This is a genomic window from Pseudomonas sp. MMS21 TM103 (assembly GCF_022132145.1).
Classification (GTDB): domain Bacteria; phylum Pseudomonadota; class Gammaproteobacteria; order Pseudomonadales; family Pseudomonadaceae; genus Aquipseudomonas.
This window is the reverse complement of the sequence record NZ_JAJISP010000010.1, coordinates 1-19,638: the sequence shown is the minus strand read 5'-3', so window position 1 is coordinate 19,638 and position 19,638 is coordinate 1. Positions and strand designations below refer to the sequence as shown.

Genomic DNA, 19,638 nt, shown 5'->3' with positions numbered 1-19,638 from the left:
TAGCCCTCGGTGGTTCTGAAGCTATCCAGCGCCGGCGCCAGACTGACACCCGGCGCTTGCGCGCGGCCGCGGCAGGCGCAAGTTCTCCACGAGCGCTTACAGGGTGCGGAAGTTCTTGAATTGCCAGGGGTCGTCCGGGTCGAGATCCTCGGGGTACAGGCCGCTGTAGCGCTCGATTGGGGTCCAGTCGCTGTACACCCCGGCAACCTCGCCGAGATAGGGGCGACACAGCTGCAGAATCGCCGCGTGGGGTATTTCGTCCGGCTCGATGATGCCGCGCCGGGGATGCTGGATGGCCCAGATCACCCCGGCCATCACCGCGCTGGTGACTTGCAGGCTGGTGGCGTTGTTCTCCGGGCACAACGCCCGGGCCTGCTGGATGCTCAGGCGCGAGCCGTACCAGTAGGCGCCGCGCGGGTGACCCATGAGCAGCACGCCGAGGGCATCCACGCCGTCGCTGATGTCCTGCTCGAGCAGACGCTGGCGCCGCTGGGCGTGCCAATTGCGTCCGGCCAGTTCATGCAGCGAGAGCACTGCCGCGTCGCAGGGGTGATAGGCATAGAGCACCGTGGGGCGGTATTCGGGCGCGAGCGGATCGCCGAGGGTCAAGTAGTCGGCGATGGAGATGGACTCGCTATGGGTGATGAGAAAACCCAGCTGCGCCCCTGCCAGCGGCGTCCAGCTGCGCACCCGGGTGGCCGCGCCTGGGCGGGTCAGGTAGAGGGCGGCCTGGCAACCGAACGCATGCCGCGCAGCGTCCACGGGAAGGTAGCGCTCATGACTGCCCCAGCCCAGTTCGGCCGGTTGGCAGGCCTCACTGAGAAACCCGGGCACCGACCAGGTATTGACGAACTCGCCAGCGGCCTTGGGTTCAGGGCCGAACTGGGTGTCGCGTTCGGCGATATGGATAGTGCACACGCCCAGGCTTTGTGCCAGCCGCGCCCACTCCTCGCGCGAGGTCGGCGGCGCGGCGCCCAGGTCTCTGTCGGCGGCCAGCTCGAGCAACGCCTGCTTGAGCAGATGGGAAATCAGGCCGGGGTTGGCGCCATGGGTCAGCACTGCCGTGGGTTGTTTGCCGCGCTTGCCGCGCAGGGCCAGAACGGCATCGCGCAGGGCATAGTTGGAGCGTTGCGAGAGCGACAGCGACGGGTTGTCATAACCGCCGGCCCAGGGTTCGATGCAGGTGTCCAGATAGAGCACGCCACGCTCGCGGCACAGCTCGATCAACGCCAGGCTGGAGACATCTACCGAGAGATTGAGGAGAAAGTCGCCCGCGCTGAGTCGTGGCTCCAGCACCTGTCGATAGTTGTCCCGGGTCAATTCGAAATGGATCAGGGTAACCCCGTGCTCGCGGGCCAGCGGCAGCCCCCAGTGATCGGCGCTGATGATCAGCAGTTGCTCGGGCCTGAGGTCGATATGCCGCAGCAAGAGCGGTAATACCCCCTGGCCGATGCAGCCGAAACCGAGCATGACCAGGCGGCCGGCGAAGCGCTGTTTGGCAGGACGCGTGAGCATGTCCGACTCTCCAGGTGGTGCTGCGCCAGGGTACTCACGGTTAACGCTAAGACGGGTCGCTCAACACGATGGCGCAAGAAATAGGGCAAGCCACGCCTCTAATCGCAGCTTAGGGACGGATGCGCCCACCCCGGCATGATGTGGATCAAACTTTCTGCCCTGGCAGGTCAGAACAGTGCGCTGGCGATAGTGAAGTAGATCAGCACCGAAAACAGATCCTGGATCACCGTAGCCAACGGCCCGCTGCCGAATGCCGGATCGAGGGAGAAACTGTTCAGCAACCAAGGCAGGGTCATGGCTGCCAGGGTTGCCGTGGCGCAGGTGGCGAACACCGAAAGCCCGATGCACAAGGCAATCTCGGGACTGCCCCAGCGCCACCACACCAGCGGGCCGGCGACCAGGGCCAGCGCCAAACCGATAGCCAGGCCAACCTGCAGTTCGCGGCCAATCATCTGGCGCATCCCAACCCCGACCGAAAGGCCGCGCACGACCACGGTTTCAGTCTGGGTGCCGACCGCATCGGCGAGGTAGACGATTCCCGGGATGAAGAAGGCCAGGATGATCTTGCTCTGCAATTGCGCCTCGAACTGCCCGACGAAATCTGCAGCCAGAAGCGCTCCGAAAAGCCCCACCAGTAACCATGGGATACGATGGCGAAAGCGCCGCCGCACCGGTTCCTCGCTGCTGTTGCGTGCGGCCTCGGCTCCCTTGATAAAGCCCCCGAGGCGCGACAGATCTTCCTCATGTTCCGAGAGCAGCACCGCGAGCAGGCGGTGGGGCGAAATCACCCCCACCAGGCGGCCTTGAGCATCGACCACCGTCAAAGCCGACTCCTCATGGTTCACGGCGCGCCAGGCGGCAATTTCCTGATCGATACCGGGCGCGACTATGGGCGCCTGAGCGTCCATCAAGTCAGCCAGGGTGATGTCCGCGGGCGCACTGAGCAGGTCTTCGATCCTCACCAGACCGAGAAAGTACCCATCTTCGCAGACCATGATGTGGCTCGCGCACTCGTAACGCTGGCCGATCATCTCCAGGCGCGCCGCGTCGACTGTGCGATCCGGAGTAAACAGCGGGACGCGGGTGGTGGCCTGCTGCGCCGCCGTTTCGAAGTTGGTGTAGGCAGTTGTCTCATGCGACATGGGGATCTCCTGACGCTGCGCCATGCCATAGGCATAGGGCGGACCAAAGCAGCAAGGCTGTCTGGACTATAGCTCTGGCCGCTTGACTCGGAATGCCGTATTGGCTTGGCCAGTCCGGCGCATGGTCGTGCAATGCCAGTCGTCGTTAGCCGATGCTGATAGCTTGGGGTCACACTCTTGCCAAGGGCCGCTGATGGCCTGGCGACGGCGCACGATATTTCGCTACTTCTGAGTAACCGGAACCGGATCGGTTTGATGTAGATCAACCTCATGAGGCATCTGCCAAGGCAGGCTAAATGATGTCGATATGCATCGTCCGCCGCGAATGTCTGCTCAAGGGATCGCTTGGGAGAGGGTATTAAGGGGCAGGGCGATGGTAACCAGCGTTTCTGGAGGTTCCCATGAGTCAGTATCAACGACTGCTGCTTATAGCCGATCCAGGCATGCGCCAGTCTCCCGCCCTACAGAGGGCCGTGGCGCTGGTGCAAGCGTGCGGTGGCTCCTTGCATATCGCGGCGATCAGTGGCCCGTATGCCACCATGTGGTTGCTGGACAAAAGCACAGAAGCGCAGGTGCGTGACGATTTCCTCAGGCAACAGCAGGTTTACCTCAAGGCTGAAGCTGACCGACTCAGCGACAAAGGCATAGCAGTGACGACCGAAGCCGTTTGGACCGATGCGCCTATCGAGGAAACGCTCCTGCATATAAAGAATGTCCAGGCGGATCTGGTCATCAAGGACACGCACCATGAGCCGATATTGCAGCGTGCCTTCATTACTCCGCTGGACTGGCAATTGCTGCGCGAATGCCCGAAGCCATTGCATTTGGTCAGTGCCGCCGAGCACCCGCTGCCGCGCAGGGTTGTCGCGGCAGTCGATCTGTCTGAATCAAAAAACCGGGTCAGCGACATGAACGAACGCATTCTGGCCGCTGCCAGTGACTTGGCAGCGCAATGCAATGCTGAGCTGCATCTATTGCACGCCTATGAGCACTCACCGGCCTACTTGGCTTATGCCGCGGCCCCGGTCAGTTGGACGCCTGAGTTCCTGGAAGAGTTGACTGCCATAATGCGCACGACCTTCAATCAGTTCGCCGAGCAACATGGTGTACCGCCGCAGCGGCGACACGCTGTCGAAGGTTCTCCGACCAGGATCATCAGCGACTTTGCCGCGCGCGAGCACATGGATGTAGTAGTCATGGGCACGCTGGACCGCAAGGGCCTGGAAAAAGTGCTGGGCAGTACCACGGAGCAGACCCTGTACCAGGTCCCGAGCAGCATCTTGGCGATCAGGCCAACCTGATCCAGGTTCAGCTTGTGACAAGCCATTGAGTGGATAGGTACGAGGCGCAGGACAGTGGCAAGCTGCGCGCTTGCAATGTCGCAGAACTCCAGTGCGAGTGCTGCCTGCACTTGCGTTCAGGTAGCGCTCATGAACTGAACGCAAGTCTGATAGCGGGATTCAAGGCGCGGGTGTTTCCCGCCACTTGAATCTTGAAAGGCGCGTCAGTTCTTCAATAGTGAGCATCTGCGAATAGCGCTGTTCACGGATTATCCAGGTTGGGTAACGGTTGATCTTCTCTTCGATGCAGGCTCGCGCAACCAGTCCGTTGCGCCCATCCGGGGTGCATTCGACAAAGGGTAGACGCTCAGCCGATGTGCCAAACAGGCGTTTCTGTTCCTGGCAGGTTGGACACCAGAAGGTCCCGTAGAACTTCGCGCCGCTGCGCTGCAGGTGGCTGGCCAGAGCCTGCAACTGTGGGTCTTCGCGCGGAGCCAGCATATCGCTGTAATACAGCTGCAGGCCGCCCAGGGTGACCAGTGTTGCCACCCCGCAATAGGTCAGCCAGTGCCGCCATTCGGTGCCAGGTGCCGATTTAGGTCGTTTCACACTCACTCGTATGAAAATCGCCGCCATCAGTGCCAGCGACAGCAAGCACCAGGTGCAGAATGCGTCGAGTTGCAGCCAGGCAACCAGGGTCATGTACAGGCTGACGGCCAGCCCGAACCAGGCCAGCAGCCAGAGTCGCCGCCAACGCACCAGCCTGGCCGGTAAGCGCCAGGCGTTAGCCGCCAACAGCCCATAAACAACGAAGCCCCAGAGCGCCAGCGGCAGCCCCAACAAGCTCGACCAACGACTGTGCTGGATCAGATCGCAGGCCGATTCAGCCGAACAGAATGCCGGTGTACCGCCACGCAGGGCTACATAGGTCAGATAGCCAGTCAGCAGCATGCCGCATAGCGCCAGCCCCAGAACCACTAATTCGGGTGAATGCTGAACGCCGCGGCCGGCGCCGGATTGGGCGATTACCTCGTGAGGTCGAACCCTTTTGGTTTTACTCATAGGGCAGGCTCTTTCAAGAAATAGGTCAAGAAAACAAGGTGTACGCTGAACACGCAGTTCCCACCTCGATCGATGAGGCTCGATCTACTTCTAAACGTTAGCAGTAAAACGCAGCGGCGGATGGCCGACTCTTCCCTAGCAGCAGGCCACCCTGGGTATATGGCTGTGCGCAACCGTGAACGGCTACAACGCCCGGATAAGGCTGCCGATTACGGCTCAAAAGGAGTCGAAGATGCCCCCGAGTGCGATCATCGCCTGTTCGTTCCGGGCGCTTCCTAGGGCGCAGTTCAAGCGCCCAGTTGCCCAAGTGCCGGGTGGCCGAGAAGATCGGCCCCGGGGCTTCCTAGTCGGATCATGGATGAGACCCCCCGCGCCTGATCACGGAGGAACTTTTGGTTTAAATGACTCGTTTAATGCTCAGGTACTCACCCTTGGTCTTGAGTGTGATGGTCACGTCGCTGTTGCTGCGATTGCGCCAGAACCAGCCGTGGGTGCCGTCGAAGATGGCGGTGAACGCGCCTTTATCGGCTTTGATCTGCTTGGCCTTGCTGTAGCTGTGGTAGTAGCCCTTCGGGCCGATGTAGGGCTCGCCGTGGGTGTCGTGGTTGACCGGAACGCCATCGGTTATCCACTCGTAGTGGACCGTGGCCTTGTTCAGCATTTCCAGCTTGATTTCGGTGGCCTCGCCCGGCTTCAGGGTGACGGTCATTTCATCCGCTTTCAGGTCTGGCAGAGGTTCTGCTACCGGTTCGGCAACAGGTGCTGTCGCGACTTGTTCTTGAGGTGCAGCCTGAAGAGGCGCCGGCGATCGAGCGACGGGGACTGCCGCTGGCTGAACAGCGGCATCCGCCGCCGCTTCCTCCACCAGGGTTTTCTTTATTTCGCCCATCTGGGTCAGGCCGAGTACGCGGCCAACGCCCGTTGGGTCGATGGCATATTCCGCTGGCATGACCACGGTGACCAACAGTGCAGCGGCCACGGCCAGTGCAATCACGCTGGAGCGCAGCAGTTGGCGGCTGGTCGGCAATTCGTTGAGCGTCGGAAGCTTGCTATTGAACATGGTGAGAGATCCTTACTGAGACACGATCAGGCCGGTGAGCTGGTAACCCATCAACAGGAAACCGGCGCTCATCATGGCGACGTTGGCGGTGTAGGCATGACGCCAGAAGCTGGCGGTACGCCGCCAGTAGCCCATGACAATCAGAATGGCGCTAAGGGCCAGGAGCTGGCCGATCTCGACGCCGACGTTGAAGGCAAGCAGGTTGGCGATCAGACCGTCTGCCGAGATCTCGTATTGCTGAATCTTGGTCGCCAGACCGAAGCCATGCAGCAAGCCGAAGATCAGCGTGGCCGCTTTGGTGTTCGGCTGATGGCCGAACCAGCGCTGGAACGCGCCCAGGTTATCCAGCGCCTTGTACACCACCGAGAAGCCGATGATGGCGTCGATCACATAGGCGCTGATGCTGATTTCCGCCAGTACGCCGAACAGCAGGGTCACGCTGTGGCCCACGGCGAACAGGGTGACGTAGAGGCCCACGTCTTTCAGTCGGTAGAGAAAGAAGATCACCCCGAAGAGAAACAGCAGGTGGTCGTAACCGGTGATCATGTGTTTCGCGCCCATGTAGATGAACGGCAACACCATCGCCCCGGAGCTTTCCTGGATAAAGCCCTTGTCGCCCTCGGCGACAGCGTGGGCTAGGGCATCGGGCATGCCGAGAAAGAGCAATGCCGTGAATAACAACAACAGTAGTAGCGGGCGACTCGGGCGCATGGCAGATACGGCCATTGCGCTCATGGATAGCGAATGCATGGTTAAGTCCTGGATTGCAGTGGTCTTGGGCCGCACAGCGGCTTGTGTCAGAGCACGAATGTGGCGCGTGGTGGCCGCTCGATCAGGAAGAGCGGGCCGGGAGGCATGGAGTAGCGAGGGGCTTCTATCGGCTGCGCACGCTCTGGCAGGCTGATGATGCTCAGCAGCGTGCTCGGGTGCGGTGTTTCATGCAGATGATCGGCCGTCAGCGAGGAGGAGTGATCCGCGCATGCAGCGCAAGCAGATGCGCCGTCGCCGTGCGCATGGGCAGCGTCATTGCCAGCCCAGGCGGGCAGCGCAGAGGCATGCCCGCCCCAGGCCATCAGGACGGCGAGAGCAAGGGCAAAGATCACCTTGATGCTGATGGGTTCGCTGAACATGTCGGGTTCTTTCGAGTCCTGAGCGGTTGGCTTTTCTGGACGGATGCTACGTTTGACCCTATCCCCCCCAGGGGGATAGCATGCGAGCGTAGTTCATCGATGCACGAGACTCAAGGCATGAGCGATCACGAACACGACCATCAGCACCAAAGTCACAGCGATATCATCAAAAGGTTGAAGCGTGCGGAGGGTCATCTGCGCAGCATCGTCAGCATGATCGAAGACAGTCGTGCCTGCGTCGACATCGCGCAGCAACTGCATGCCGTGGAAAAAGCGGTCTGTCAGGCCAAGCGCACGTTGATCCAGGACCATATCGATCACTGCCTGGAACATACGGTCGCAGCACTCTCCACGGGCGAGCGCGCGCCGCTGGAAGACTTCAAGCAAATCACCAAGTACCTCTAGGTCTTTCCCCCATGTCGAGCTTCGCCGAACTGCTGCAATAGGGGGCCTAGCAGGCCTGGCGTAAGATTTTCCCGAACTCTGCAGGCTCCTCCGTTTAGCGTGGAGAGCCATCCAGCGCAGTGGTTACTTGAGTCGGCCACTGCTGATCCGCACCCGGAGGACGGCAGCCCGATACCTGCAAGCAGCGGGCGGGAAAGTTCCCGCGGCGGTCTAGGCACCGTTGCCTCCTATGCCGCCAGTGCGCCAAAGATGACGAGAAACGAGGTGATGCGGATGAGTGATTCGTTCGCCCTCGATCACCAGCTGACGGACATCCGCAAGGGTCAAGTGGCTGCTCGTGTGAGTGTCATACAAGCGGCGGTTGGCGTAGTTCTTGATAAGGCGGAGGATATTGTTCCGACTGTGATCTGTCATGTTGGGCTAACTACCGCTGTAGCCAAGCCTGTCACTTCGCATAATGTATATTATGTTAAATAGCGTATTTGGTCAGCGAAGCAATAGGTGTTTGCCATGTGCATTCAGGCCTTTCTTTCCTTGTCTTGGCTTGACGCTGCTCAGAGGTAACGGCTCACTTCGATCAGGTTGCCATCGGGATCACGCAGGTACACCGACTCGATTGGGCCGATTGCACCGGTGCGCACCACTGGCCCTTGCTCGACAGTCACGCCGTGCTGCGTCAGGTGCTCAATCACCGCATCGATCGACCAACGCGTGATCAGGCACAGGTCGATCGCCCCTGGCGTTGGTTGTTTGGTTTTTGGTTCGAACTCGTTGCCATGCTGATGCAGATTGAATTTCTGCTGTCCAAACACCAGCGCACTCCGGCCTTGGCCAAAGACCTCATGCCGCATGCCCAGCACGCGCTGATAAAAGTCGACCGTGCGGGCAATGTCGGCAACGGTCAGCACTAAGTGATCCAAGCGTTCGATCATGCTCAGTCCCGATCCAGCAAATGAAACCGTGGCAAGGAGAAACGCCAACGAATTGCCGCCAGGCGGATAAGCAATACGGTCAACATGGCGATGCTGGTATCGACCCAGTGCGGCGTGTCCAGTGCGCGCAGTCCGATAAACACCAAGGCACCGGCAATACAGGCGGTGGCGTAGATTTCTTTCCTGAATATAAGCGGGATTTCATTACAGATGACATCGCGCATCACGCCGCCAGCGACACCGGTCATGACCCCCATGATCACGGCAGTACTCAGTGGCACGTTGTGCTGCAAGGCCACTTCTGTGCCGATCACGGTGAACACGGCCAAGCCAAAGGCATCGGCGATCAGCAGCCCCTTCTCATGGATCGGCTGGGTCAAGCGTACCCACACCACGGTGCCCACCGCCGCCAGGGACGCGATGACGATATAGGTGTCGTCACGGATCCAGCTGACCGGGTGATTGTCGAGAATCAGATCGCGCAAGGTTCCGCCACCCAGCGCGGTGATCACGGCAATCACCAGCACGCCGAACAGATCCATGGATTTGCGCCCAGCCATCAAGGCGCCGGTGATGGCGAATACGGCTACGCCGAACAGGTCAGCCAGGTAGAAAAGTTGCGGCATGGCGATTTCAGCTGCTCACAGGGGTGCGCATGGTAACAAACTCTTCGGCAGCCGTCGGATGCACGCCAATGGTCTCGTCGAAAATCTGCTTGGTTGCCCCAGCCTTGAGGGCCACGGCAAGGCCCTGGACGATTTCACCGGCTTCCGGGCCAACCATGTGGCAACCCAATACGCGGTCGCTGTCGGCATCCACCACCAGCTTCATCAGGGTGCGTTCCTGGCATTCGGTGAGCGTCAGTTTCATCGGCCGGAAACGACTTTCGTAGACTTCCACCCGGTAGCCCTCCTCCCTCGCCTGCTCTTCGCTAAGGCCGACGGTGCCGATATTCGGCAGGCTGAAGACGGCGGTAGGAATCGTCCGGTAGTCGACCTGGCGATACTCCTCTGGTTTGAACAGTCGTCGCGCCACCGCCATGCCTTCGGCCAGCGCCACCGGGGTCAGCTGCACCCGGCCGATGACATCGCCGAGCGCCAGAATCGAAGGCGCGGTTGTCTGGAACTGTTCGTCGACCTTGATATAGCCGCGCTCGTCGAGCTCTACCGCGGTGTTCTCCAGGCCCAGGTTGTCCAGCATCGGCCGCCGGCCGGTGGCGTAGAACACGCAATCGGTTTCTAGTACCCGACCGTCCTTCAGCGTTGCCTGCAGGCTGCCGTCGGGCTGTTTGTCGATGCGTTCGATATCGCTGTTGAACTGCAGATCCAGGCCGCGCTTGCTCAGTTCTTCGCGCAGGTGCTGGCGCACTGCGCCGTCGAAGCCGCGCAGAAACAGCTCGCGGCGATAGAGCAGCGAGGTCTGGGCGCCGAGGCCATGAAAAATCGAGGCGAACTCCACGGCGATATAGCCACCGCCAATCACCAGCACGCGCTTGGGCAATTGCTCGAGAAAGAAAGCTTCATTAGAGCCGATGGCATGTTCGTGTCCCGGAATTTGCGGGATATGCGGCCAGCCACCGGTGGCGATGAGAATGTGCTTGGCGCTGTAGCGCTGGCCGCCCAACTCCACGCTATGCCCATCAAGCAGCCGCGCATGACCCTCGAGCAGGGTTACGCCACTGTTGAGCAGCAGGTTACGGTAGATGCCATTGAGGCGTTCGATCTCTCGGTTCTTGTTGGCGATCAGGGTCGGCCAATCGAATGTCGCTTCACCTGATAACGACCAACCAAAAGCCTGGGCCTGCTCGAAATCCTCGGCAAAGTGCGCGCCATACACCAGCAGCTTTTTCGGCACACAGCCGACATTGACGCAGGTGCCGCCCAGATAACGGCTCTCGGCTACGGCCACGCGGGCACCATAACCGGCGGCAAACCGCGCAGCACGTACACCACCGGAACCGGCACCGATTACAAACAGGTCGAAATCATAGGTCATGGTCAGCCTCCTTAGCAGGCCGCCAGCATAACCTAATCGCACTGAACCCTGCCCCAGGCCTAAACTTGCTGTGTCACCAAGAGGAGAAACGCCATGCGCCCTACCCTCACCCATTTGGCTTTGCATGTGCCGGATCTGGATGCCTGTGTGGCGTTTTATTCGGAGTTCTGCGGCATGCGCGTGATCCACGAGCGTGCGGGCAAAGGCTCGCGCATCGTCTGGATGGCCGAGCCCGGCAAAGAACACACCTTCATATTCGTGATCATGCCGGGTGGTCAGGATCGGCAACTGGCCGCGGACGATTACAGCCATTTCGGTTTTGCTCTGGAGAGCCGCGATCAAGTCGACCAGATCGCTGCCAAAGCGCAAGAATCGGGCTGCCTGATCTGGGCGCCACGCGATGAGCCCTACCCTGTCGGTTATTACTGCGGGCTAAGTGATCCCGCGGGCAATTATGTCGAGTTCAGTTACGGTCAACCGCTGGGCCCTGGCTCCGAGTCCATGCCGATTCCGTGAGGCCTTAGTGTCGAGGTCAGCAGCACGACTCGCGGTGATGGTTTGAGTTTTTCGTCGACCTGAAGCAGAAAGCCACCCGAAGGTGGCTTTCGCTCAAGCTGAACTCAGGCTTAGAAAGCCTTGCCCGGCTTGTAGAGGTTCTCGAAGCAGAAGTTGGTGGCCTCGATATAGCCCTCTGCGCCGCCGCAGTCGAAGCGTTGACCCTTGAACTTGTAGGCCAGTACGCAGCCGTCCTGGGCCTGTTTCATCAGCGCATCGGTAATCTGGATTTCGCCACCCTTGCCCGGGGGGGTATTTTTGATGATGTCGAAAATATCCGGGGTAAGGATGTAGCGACCGATGATCGCCAGATTGGATGGCGCATCTTCCGGCTTGGGCTTCTCGACCATGCTGTTGACCCGGTAGATATCGTCGCGAATCATCTCGCCGGCGATCACGCCATACTTGTGGGTCTCCTCCGGCGGCACTTCCTGAATGGCGACGATCGAGCAGCGGAACTGGTTGTACAGCTTGATCATCTGGGTCAATACACCGTCGCCTTCCAGGTTCAGGCACAGGTCATCGGCCAGCACCACGGCAAAGGCCTCGTCACCAATCAGCGGACGAGCACAGAGAATCGCGTGGCCGAGGCCTTTCATTTCGACCTGACGGGTGTAGGAAAAACTGCATTCATCGATCAGGCGGCGGATGCCTACCAGGTATTTTTCCTTGTCGGTGTCGCGGATCTGCTGTTCCAGCTCGTAGCTGATGTCGAAGTGATCCTCCAACGAGCGCTTGCCACGGCCGGTGACCATGGCAATCTCCGTCAGCCCAGCTTCAAGCGCCTCTTCGACGCCATACTGGATCAGTGGCTTGTTCACTATCGGCAACATCTCCTTGGGCATGGCCTTGGTTGCAGGTAGAAAGCGTGTGCCGTAACCGGCTGCTGGGAACAAGCATTTCTTGATCATGAGACTCCTAAAAGTTGGCAAATACCCAGACAGTCTATCAGGCTGCACTGACCATACAATGTTAGAGGGTCGGCCGGCCCATGCCGCGCACGCGAAATCCCGACTCAGCGAACGGCTTTGGATAGTGAAGAGTGCAACTGATGCGGGTTGGCGCGCAGGGGCGAAGTCCAGCACCGCCCCACCCCGCTCAGCCTTAGCGAGAAGACCTGCGCAGCCCCCAAGCTGCCAGATCCGTACTATTGGACCACTTACTGGACCAGCGTTTGCAACTGTTCAAGCATGCAGTCCTGCAGGGCATGAAGTTCGCCGATCCTTGTCTGTACCTGCGCCTCACGACCCTTGACATGCAGATCACAGACTTCACTTGCCAGCATATTGATCTGAGCATGCAACTCGTTGACGGCAGCAAAGGACGGGTGCGAGAAGCACGGATCCTGGCCAGCTATTTTCAGCCATTGCTTAAAATAGCTCTGTTGCCGATCCAGGCTGGGTTGGGATGCACGCTCGCCCTTGAGGTAGTTGTCCATGGCCTTGATCCAGGCGCGCAGTTCGACGCTGGCCATCAGGCGCGCCAAGTCTTCTTTGCTCGCCGATGGCAAGTTGCACCAATCCGAGCCCTGCCACCAGGTCGCAACCCAGTTGGGCACTTCGTGTGCAGCCATTGGCGCGGCGATACCAAACCCCTGAGCCTGCTCGCAACCCAGTTGCAGTAATAGAGCGCCATGCTCCAGGCTTTCAACGCCTTCGGCAATGACCTCAAGGCGGAAGGCGCTGGCCAAGCCAACTACCCCCTTGAGAATGGACAGGTCATCCGGGTCATCGAGCATGCCAAGGACGAAGCTCTGGTCGATTTTGAGCAAGGCTACCGGTAGATGTTTGAGGTAGGTAAGTGAGGAATAACCCGTACCGAAATCATCCAGCGCGAACATCACCCCGATTTCCCGACAGGCTTCGATTACCTGGAACACATGCGCAACGTCTTCCAGTGCGCTGGTTTCCAGAATCTCCAGTTGCAAGCGCGAGGGTTTGACTTGCGGATGGGCTTTGAGAATAGCCTGCAGGCTCTCAACGAAATTCTTCTGCTGCAACTGGCGAGCACCAATGTTGACACTGACTTCGATGTCCAGCCCGACCTTGAGCCATTCTTCCATCTGGATCAGGGCCTGATTGATTGCCCATTCGCCCATTTCGATCGCCCGCAGATGATCCTCGATCACTGGGAGAAATATCGCCGGAGCCAAAAGCCCTCGCTGTGGGTGCAGCCAGCGAATCAGGGCTTCGACACCGATGACTTCGCCGCTACGCATATTCACCTTGGGTTGGTAGTAGAGGACGAACTCGTGCTCCGCCAGCGCAAGGCGGATATGCTCCAGGCTTTCGTGATGGCCGCGCACGCTACGATCCTGCTCGACATCGAAGAAATGCAGACGGTTCTTGCCGGACACTTTGGCCTGATACATGGCCTGATCGGCCTGACGCATCAGTTGATCCGCGTCCACCTCATCCTGCTGCGGACAAAAGGTCACCCCCATGCTGGCCGATACTTGCAGCGCGAGGTCGCCCACATGCACCACTTGCGCCGCTGCGGCGAGCAGCCGGTTGAGCATTGGCATGCTGGTGGCTACATCCGGCAGGTCGACCAGCACGGCAACGAACTCATCGCCGCCAATACGGGCGAGGGTGTCGCATTCACGCAGCGCCTGCTTCATGCTGCCAGAAAGGGCAATCAGCAGTTTGTCGCCGGCCTCATGGCCGTGCTTGTCGTTGATCGCCTTGAAACCGTCCAGGTCCAGGTAGACGACTTCCAGCAGTTGCCCGCGCCGCTGCGCCTGCGCGATGGCATGCCGCAGGCGGTCGCCCAAGAGCACGCGGTTGGGCAGCGAGGTCAGGGCGTCGTAGTGCGCGATGTGCTCAAGCTTGCTCTGCTGCGCCTTGATTTCGGTGATATCGGAGAACAGTGCCACGTACTGTATGACGTCGCCGTTGGAATCGCGCACGCTACTGACGGTTTGCATCTCGGCATAAATTTCGCCGTTTTTGCGCCTGTTCCAGAGTTCACCGTACCAGTGACCTTTTTGCTTCAGGCTATGCTGCATGGACTCGTAAAACTCTCTGGTTTGGCGGCCTGAGCTGAGAATTTGCGGAGTCTGCCCTATGGCTTCGTCGCGGCTGTAGCCTGTAATTCGGCTAAAAGCGGCATTGACGTTGATTATGCTGCCATCGGCCGCGGTAATCATGATGCCTTCGCGGGAGTGCGAGAACACGTTGGCCGCGAGCTGGAGTTTTTCTTCGGCTTGTTTGCGCTTGGAAATATCACGCAGGAACACGAAAACCTGCCCCCCGGCAGCGTCACGATAAGTACTACTAACTTCCACCTGCCAAAGGGATCCGTCCTTGCGGCGATGGACTGACTCGAACTGCCCATGACCGGTTTCAATCAGGGTGAGGGTCTGTTTCGCTGATGCGGCGGCGCACTCCGCCACTTCCAGATCGGAGACGTTCATCCTCAGCAGCTCTTCACGGCTGTAACCCGACTGTTCACAGTAGGTCGGGTTTACATCGAGAATATTGCCGCGAACATCAATCCGCCAAAAGCCGTCGAGGGTAGCGTCCAGAATGCTGTGCAGGGCCTGATAGCTCTCCTGCAGTGCATCCTCAGCGAGCTTGCGTGCGCTGTAATCACTTAGGACGATACGCAATGCCGCTGCGCCACCTTCGTCTTGAGCCTTGGTTGCGTCCAGGTGTGCCCACAGTATCGCCCCGCCACTCCTGACCATGCGCAGCTCGCACGTCTGTGGCTCACCTGTGCTAATCAGCCGTTTACGCAGCTGATAGAAAATGTCTTGGTCGTCGCGATAGATGAAGCGCGTGATCGGCTGCTTGATCAATTCGGCGCGAACCACTTCCAGCAGACGGGTCGAGGTCAGGTTGGCCTGGAGGATCGAGCCCTGTGCGCTAAGCGTCAGGTAGCCAATCGGGGCCAGGTCATAGAGATCGAAATAGCGCTCTTTCGCATCTTCAATCTTGGCCTGCGCCTGACGCAGTTCCTCGTTCTGCATCTCCAGTTCGATCTGGTGCACGCGTAACTCATGCAAAGCCTGCTGCATCGCTTCTGGTGTCAGGAGCGGCGGACTCGCGCGCGAGTCCCGGGCATCATCGCCAATGATTTCTTCAGCCATCTGGCGCAACACTGCCCCTGAGCTCGCCGAAGTGGCGACGCATTTCTCTGGAGCATGCTTGTCTTTCATTGGCAGCCCTCATTCACCCTGGAGGTGTGGATCCGGCCTTGCGTGAGCTACATCCTGATGCTGCTGTTCGGTGACCTCAATAGATGCGCCGGTAATACCTATAATGGTGCCAGAATCATCACACAAAGGTTCCACGGTCAAATCACAAGGGGTTGGTTTGCCATACATATTGCTATGAACTCGCTGCCGGGTCCCCACCCCGCTCTCCAGTACTTGCCGTTTGATTGCAGTCACGTTGACGGCGATCTCTTCCGGCAACAGGTCGGTATCGGTCTTTCCGAGAAACTGCACAGCCGGCACCGCCAATTTAGAATTATAGATCCATGTGTAACGTAATTCCTTGTCCTGATTGAAGACCACAACGGGCGTGGCCTCAAGGGCCACTCGCAGGCGCGCTTCGTTAACCCGTAGCGCATCTTCGGCCTGTCTGCGCTCGGTGATATTGAGCATTGCCCCGATCATGCGAATGGCCTGTCCGTGTTCGTTGCGCAGGACAAATCCACGATCGAGTACGGTTGCATAGGCCCCATCGGCCTTGCGAAAGCGGTACTCATCTTCCCAGTGCGTGCGTGAGAAATCGGCCACGGCGGCGTGGATGCCGTCGTTGACCCGCTGGCGATCCTCTGGGTGGATGCGTTCTAGCCACCAGCTGATCGATTGTGGTGCAGAGACTATGTCGGTCCAGCCGAAGAGCGGGACTCCCGCCTCATTCCAGCGTTGCTCACCCTTGATGATGTCCCAATCCCAAATGACTTCCCTTGCAGCTTTCGCCGCCAGCCGGTAACGCTCTTCGTTGAGGCGCAGGGTCTCGTGCTCATTGATATCGACGTAGGTGATCACCGCCCCCTCGATCACATTGTCCAGGGTGCGATAGGGCAAAATGCGCATCTTGTACCAGCGCCCTTCCATGGTTTGCACATCGATCTCCTTGGGCGTCAAGGTATCCAGCACCGCCTTCACATCGGCCACCAGGCGGTCGTAGCCAAGCAGATTGGAGACGATGTGACCGACCGGTCGACCGACATCACTCGGGATCAGGTTGATGATCCGCGATGCCGCCGGAGTGAAGCGCAGAATGCGCAGATTGAGATCAACGAAGACCGTGCCGATTCCGGTGCCGGCCAGCAGGTTGTTCATGTCGTTGTTCGCCTGCGACAACTCGAGCACCTTGATCTGCAGTTCGGCGTTGATGGTCGCCAGCTCCTCGTTGACCGATTGCAACTCTTCCTTGGAGGTCTCCAATTCCTCGTTGGTTGATTGCAGCTCCTCGTTGACCGACTGCATTTCCTCATTGGAGGATTTGAGTTCTTCGGTGGAGGTCTCCAGCGCCTCGATGGTGCTCTGCAGGTAGCCTTCCTTACTTTGCAGCTCCTGCTTGAGCGCCTCAAGGCGCGCGTCCATCCCCGCATCGCGACCCTCGCCAGCCAAACCTGCCTGCGCGGAAGTCTGGTGCGCCTGGGGCACTTGCAGGGCTGGCGCCTCTTCCAGGATGACCACGAACAGGGACGCTTCCACGGTCGCGTCCTGTCCGGACTTCACCGGGCAGATAGAAAGGTTGACCGGGGTGAAGTGGCCATTGGTCTTGACCTGCAGCGCCTTGAGCTCAACGTTGTGTTTGCTGGCCACTGCCTGGTGCAGGCTCTTGGCCAGGTTGGAACGCAAGCCCTCGCGCGCCATCTTGAGGATATTGTTGATGCCCGCCTCGCCCGGTGCTGGCTCCAGGTACATGCCGCTGCGGCCATGCAGGTAGAGGATATCGCCTTGGGCGTTGATCAGCGCTGCGACTGCAGCCAGGTGCTGCAAGAGCGCCTGCTCGGTGATCTCGCGCAGCGGCAATTTACTCGGAAACACCGCTTTGGCGTTACCCGGAGCGCGCGCCACGCTGATCATGTCAGCGGCGGTCGCCGGGGACAGAAAGCGGCTGAGGAAGGTGCGATGCATGCCATGGAAGTCTTCCTTGCGCTGATACAGCTTCGACTTGCGATCAAGCACGCTGAACAGGTCGTCAAAATCGCCGATACCTTCGGAGGTGCCAAGAAACAAGATGCCACCCGGCTTGAGTGCGTAGTGGAACAGCGGAATGACTTTCTTCTGCAATTCCGCCCCCAGGTAAATCAGCAGGTTGCGACAGCAAATCAGGTCAAGCCTGGAAAACGGCGGATCCTTGATCAGGTCCTGTTCGGAAAACACCAGCATATCCCGGATGCTTTTGTGAATTCGGTAGCCACTGCCATCGGGCTCAAGGGTGAAAAACCGCTTCAGCCGTTCAGGGCTCATGTCGGCGGTTATGCTGGTCGGGTAAATACCAGTGCGCGCGGTGGCGATCGCGCGGCTATCTATGTCGGTGGCGAATACCTGAACCGTGTAATCCTGTTTGAGCGTCTCACGGTGTTCCTGCAAGAGGATGGCCAGCGAGTAGGCCTCCTCGCCGGTTGAACAGCCGGTTGACCAGACCCTGATCGCCGAGCCCGGTGGGTTATTGGCGAAAATCTGCGGGATAGCCAGTTCCTCAAGCGTCTTGAACGCTGCCGGATCACGGAAGAAATTGGTCACGCCGATCAACAAGTCGCGAAATAGCGACTCGACCTCGTTTGGCGCCTGATGCAAATACCTGACGTAGCTGTCGATATTCTCAAGCTGATGGACCGCCATGCGCCGTTCAATGCGGCGCAAGACGGTACTCGGTTTGTACTGCGAAAAGTCATGGCCAACATGGGTACGCAGTGCAATGAATATCTTCTTCAAGGCGTCTTCGGCCCTGGATATCGGAATGCTGGCCAACAGCGGCGGCTTGCCGAAGGCATGGGCAACGTAAGCCATGATCTGTACCGGCATCTCGGCTGGCGGCAGCACGTAATCGACCAGCCCGGTCGCAATGGCGCTACGCGGCATGCCGTCGAATTCCGCTGAGTCGGGATCCTGAGCCATGAACATGCCACCTTCGGCCTTGATCGCCCGCCCGCCCAATGTGCCATCACTGCCTGTACCGGATAGCACGATACCTATAGCCCGTTCCCGCTGATCGAGAGCCAGCGAACGGAAGAAAAAATCGATAGGCAAGCGTTGACCACGTGGTTCGACTGGCGACAGCAATTGCAAGGTGCCATTGATGAATACCATGTCGCGGTTGGGCGGGATTATGTAGGCGCAGTTTGGCTGTACCTGCATGCCATCCACCACCTCGAAGACCTGCATACGGGTGAAGCGTCCAATCAGATCCGTGAGCATGCTTTTATAATCAGGCGCCAGATGCTGGACCAGCACGAAAGCCATGTTCGGATTGCTGTCAGTCGGCATGCCGGAGAAAAACGCCTCGAACGCAGCCAGCCCACCGGCAGAGGCACCAATCCCTACTATTGGAAAACTCGACCCGGTGCCTCCGGCCACCACAGGTAGTTGAGCCTTGCTATCGGCAGTCAACTTACCCTCAACTGCCCGTGCACCACTGGGCTCTTGCGTCATTTTGACGGAGCCTTTTTTTCTTTTCGCCATGATCGACACCTTGAATTCAACGTGAAGTGTAACGCTGGCTTCCAGACGATTGCACGTCAGCCCGTTACTTCCCGCCACTCAGGCATGTGACGACTCAATTGGCCTGAAGAGTGCGACCCGATTCCAGTAAAGGTCACAGGCCCCGCTGGCAGATGAGCGCTGGCTATGAATACCGCTTGTTGTGAGTGCCTGCTTCGCCGGACAACATCGGTTGGCGGCTTTCAACTCAGCTCCGCAGTTAGCCGCCCCTCCCTGCCGAGCCTGCAGTCGTGAGTACAACCGCAAGAAAGCTCTTTTGCATAAGTCGACTCGCGCCGCACGCCGAGGTAAGTATTGGCAAAGACTGATGATGACAAATCAGCTCGGTATTATTTGAGAATTCCCAGCTTTGTTAAATAAAGCAAATTTCTAGATGGCACGGGCTTGGCGATTTGCGATAGTGATGGTCATCAGCGGATGAGGAATGCGGTATGGATCGCAAGTACTACGATGAAATGTACGATGCACAGGGTAAGTGTCGCCCACATTATCTAGAGTTCGCCCGATGGCTGGCGGCAATCCCTCCAGAACAACTGGACCTGCGCCGCCGCGAGGCGGACCTGCTGTTTCACCGCGCCGGCATCACCTTCACCCTGTATGGCGATGAGCAGGGCACCGAGCGGCTGATCCCCTTCGACACCATTCCGCGCAGCATTCCGGCCAGCGAGTGGCGCATGGTCGAGCGCGGCTGCATCCAGCGCGTGCAGGCGCTGAACATGTTCCTCGCCGATCTCTATCATGATCAGCGGATCATCAAGGCCGGGATCATTCCGGCCGAGCAGGTGCTGGCCAACGAGGGCTACCAGATCGCCATGCAGGGCCTCGACCTGCACCGCGATCTCTATGCGCACATCGCCGGGGTCGATCTGGTG

The 19,638-nt window shown here is 59.2% G+C and carries 16 protein-coding genes and 1 pseudogene; 4 read left to right on the top strand and 13 right to left on the bottom strand.

The features are described from left to right. Nucleotides 1-96: 96 nt before the first annotated feature. Nucleotides 97-1,515, bottom strand: a complete 1,419-nt coding sequence (locus tag LJY18_RS21785) for a homospermidine synthase (protein ID WP_238044430.1) — start codon at nt 1,513-1,515, stop codon at nt 97-99. A 167-nt stretch (nt 1,516-1,682) separates the two neighbouring features. After that, nucleotides 1,683-2,657 carry a magnesium transporter gene (locus tag LJY18_RS21780; protein WP_238044428.1) on the bottom strand — a complete coding sequence of 325 codons (975 nt, stop codon included), beginning with the start codon at nt 2,655-2,657 and terminating at the stop codon, nt 1,683-1,685. Nucleotides 2,658-3,058: 401 nt separating this feature from the next. Here LJY18_RS21780 and LJY18_RS21775 point away from each other — a divergent pair, with 401 nt between their 5' ends. Beyond that, nucleotides 3,059-3,958 carry a universal stress protein gene (locus LJY18_RS21775; RefSeq protein ID WP_269137927.1) on the top strand — a complete coding sequence of 300 codons (900 nt, stop codon included), beginning with the start codon at nt 3,059-3,061 and terminating at the stop codon, nt 3,956-3,958. 159 nt (nt 3,959-4,117) lie between these two features. On the opposite strand, the gene LJY18_RS21770 is transcribed toward LJY18_RS21775, so the two are convergent. The 4 genes from LJY18_RS21770 to LJY18_RS21755 form a co-directional block, all read right to left on the bottom strand. Further along, entirely contained in the window at nt 4,118-4,999 is an 882-nt protein-coding gene (locus LJY18_RS21770) for a vitamin K epoxide reductase family protein (RefSeq protein ID WP_238044425.1), read from the bottom strand. 397 nt (nt 5,000-5,396) lie between these two features. Further along, a complete protein-coding gene (locus LJY18_RS21765; RefSeq protein ID WP_238044423.1) occupies nt 5,397-6,059 on the bottom strand; it encodes a transmembrane anchor protein in 663 nt (220 codons plus the stop codon). Between the two features lie 12 nt (nt 6,060-6,071). Continuing rightward, nucleotides 6,072-6,809 carry a HupE/UreJ family protein gene (locus LJY18_RS21760; RefSeq protein WP_238044421.1) on the bottom strand — a complete coding sequence of 246 codons (738 nt, stop codon included), beginning with the start codon at nt 6,807-6,809 and terminating at the stop codon, nt 6,072-6,074. Between the two features lie 47 nt (nt 6,810-6,856). Then, entirely contained in the window at nt 6,857-7,189 is a 333-nt protein-coding gene (locus LJY18_RS21755) for a hypothetical protein (protein ID WP_238044419.1), read from the bottom strand. Between the two features lie 117 nt (nt 7,190-7,306). On the opposite strand from LJY18_RS21755, the gene mreA reads away from it, so the two are divergent. Beyond that, entirely contained in the window at nt 7,307-7,594 is a 288-nt protein-coding gene (gene mreA, locus LJY18_RS21750) for a metal-sensing transcriptional repressor MreA (RefSeq protein ID WP_238044417.1), read from the top strand. Nucleotides 7,595-7,885: 291 nt separating this feature from the next. On the opposite strand, the pseudogene LJY18_RS22605 reads toward mreA, so the two are convergent. From LJY18_RS22605 to gorA, 4 genes and pseudogenes are all read right to left on the bottom strand, one after another. Next, nucleotides 7,886-8,008 (bottom strand): annotated as a pseudogene (locus LJY18_RS22605) (polyhydroxyalkanoate synthesis regulator DNA-binding domain-containing protein); the annotation flags it as partial. A gap of 140 nt (nt 8,009-8,148) precedes the next feature. Further along, on the bottom strand, nt 8,149-8,526 hold the full coding sequence (locus tag LJY18_RS21740) for a VOC family protein (RefSeq protein ID WP_238044412.1): 378 nt from the start codon (nt 8,524-8,526) through the stop codon (nt 8,149-8,151). A 2-nt stretch (nt 8,527-8,528) separates the two neighbouring features. Next, nucleotides 8,529-9,152: a trimeric intracellular cation channel family protein gene (locus LJY18_RS21735; protein WP_238044409.1), complete on the bottom strand. Its 624-nt coding sequence runs from the start codon at nt 9,150-9,152 to the stop codon at nt 8,529-8,531. Between the two features lie 7 nt (nt 9,153-9,159). Beyond that, nucleotides 9,160-10,521: a glutathione-disulfide reductase gene (gene gorA / locus LJY18_RS21730; protein WP_238044407.1), complete on the bottom strand. Its 1,362-nt coding sequence runs from the start codon at nt 10,519-10,521 to the stop codon at nt 9,160-9,162. Nucleotides 10,522-10,614: 93 nt separating this feature from the next. Here gorA and LJY18_RS21725 point away from each other — a divergent pair, with 93 nt between their 5' ends. Beyond that, complete coding sequence (locus tag LJY18_RS21725) at nt 10,615-11,037, top strand: VOC family protein (protein ID WP_238044406.1); 423 nt, start codon at nt 10,615-10,617, stop codon at nt 11,035-11,037. Between the two features lie 110 nt (nt 11,038-11,147). Here LJY18_RS21725 and galU read toward each other — a convergent pair whose 3' ends face one another. The 3 genes from galU to LJY18_RS21710 form a co-directional block, all read right to left on the bottom strand. Beyond that, a complete protein-coding gene (galU, locus tag LJY18_RS21720) occupies nt 11,148-11,987 on the bottom strand; it encodes a UTP--glucose-1-phosphate uridylyltransferase GalU (protein WP_238044405.1) in 840 nt (279 codons plus the stop codon). Nucleotides 11,988-12,235: 248 nt separating this feature from the next. Continuing rightward, entirely contained in the window at nt 12,236-15,235 is a 3,000-nt protein-coding gene (locus LJY18_RS21715) for a sensor domain-containing protein (RefSeq protein ID WP_238044403.1), read from the bottom strand. A gap of 9 nt (nt 15,236-15,244) precedes the next feature. Continuing rightward, a complete protein-coding gene (locus LJY18_RS21710; RefSeq protein ID WP_269137926.1) occupies nt 15,245-18,697 on the bottom strand; it encodes a chemotaxis protein CheB in 3,453 nt (1,150 codons plus the stop codon). Nucleotides 18,698-19,197: 500 nt separating this feature from the next. On the opposite strand from LJY18_RS21710, the gene LJY18_RS21705 reads away from it, so the two are divergent. Beyond that, the coding region (locus tag LJY18_RS21705; protein ID WP_238044400.1) for a circularly permuted type 2 ATP-grasp protein at nt 19,198-19,638 on the top strand (441 nt) is incomplete at its 3' end.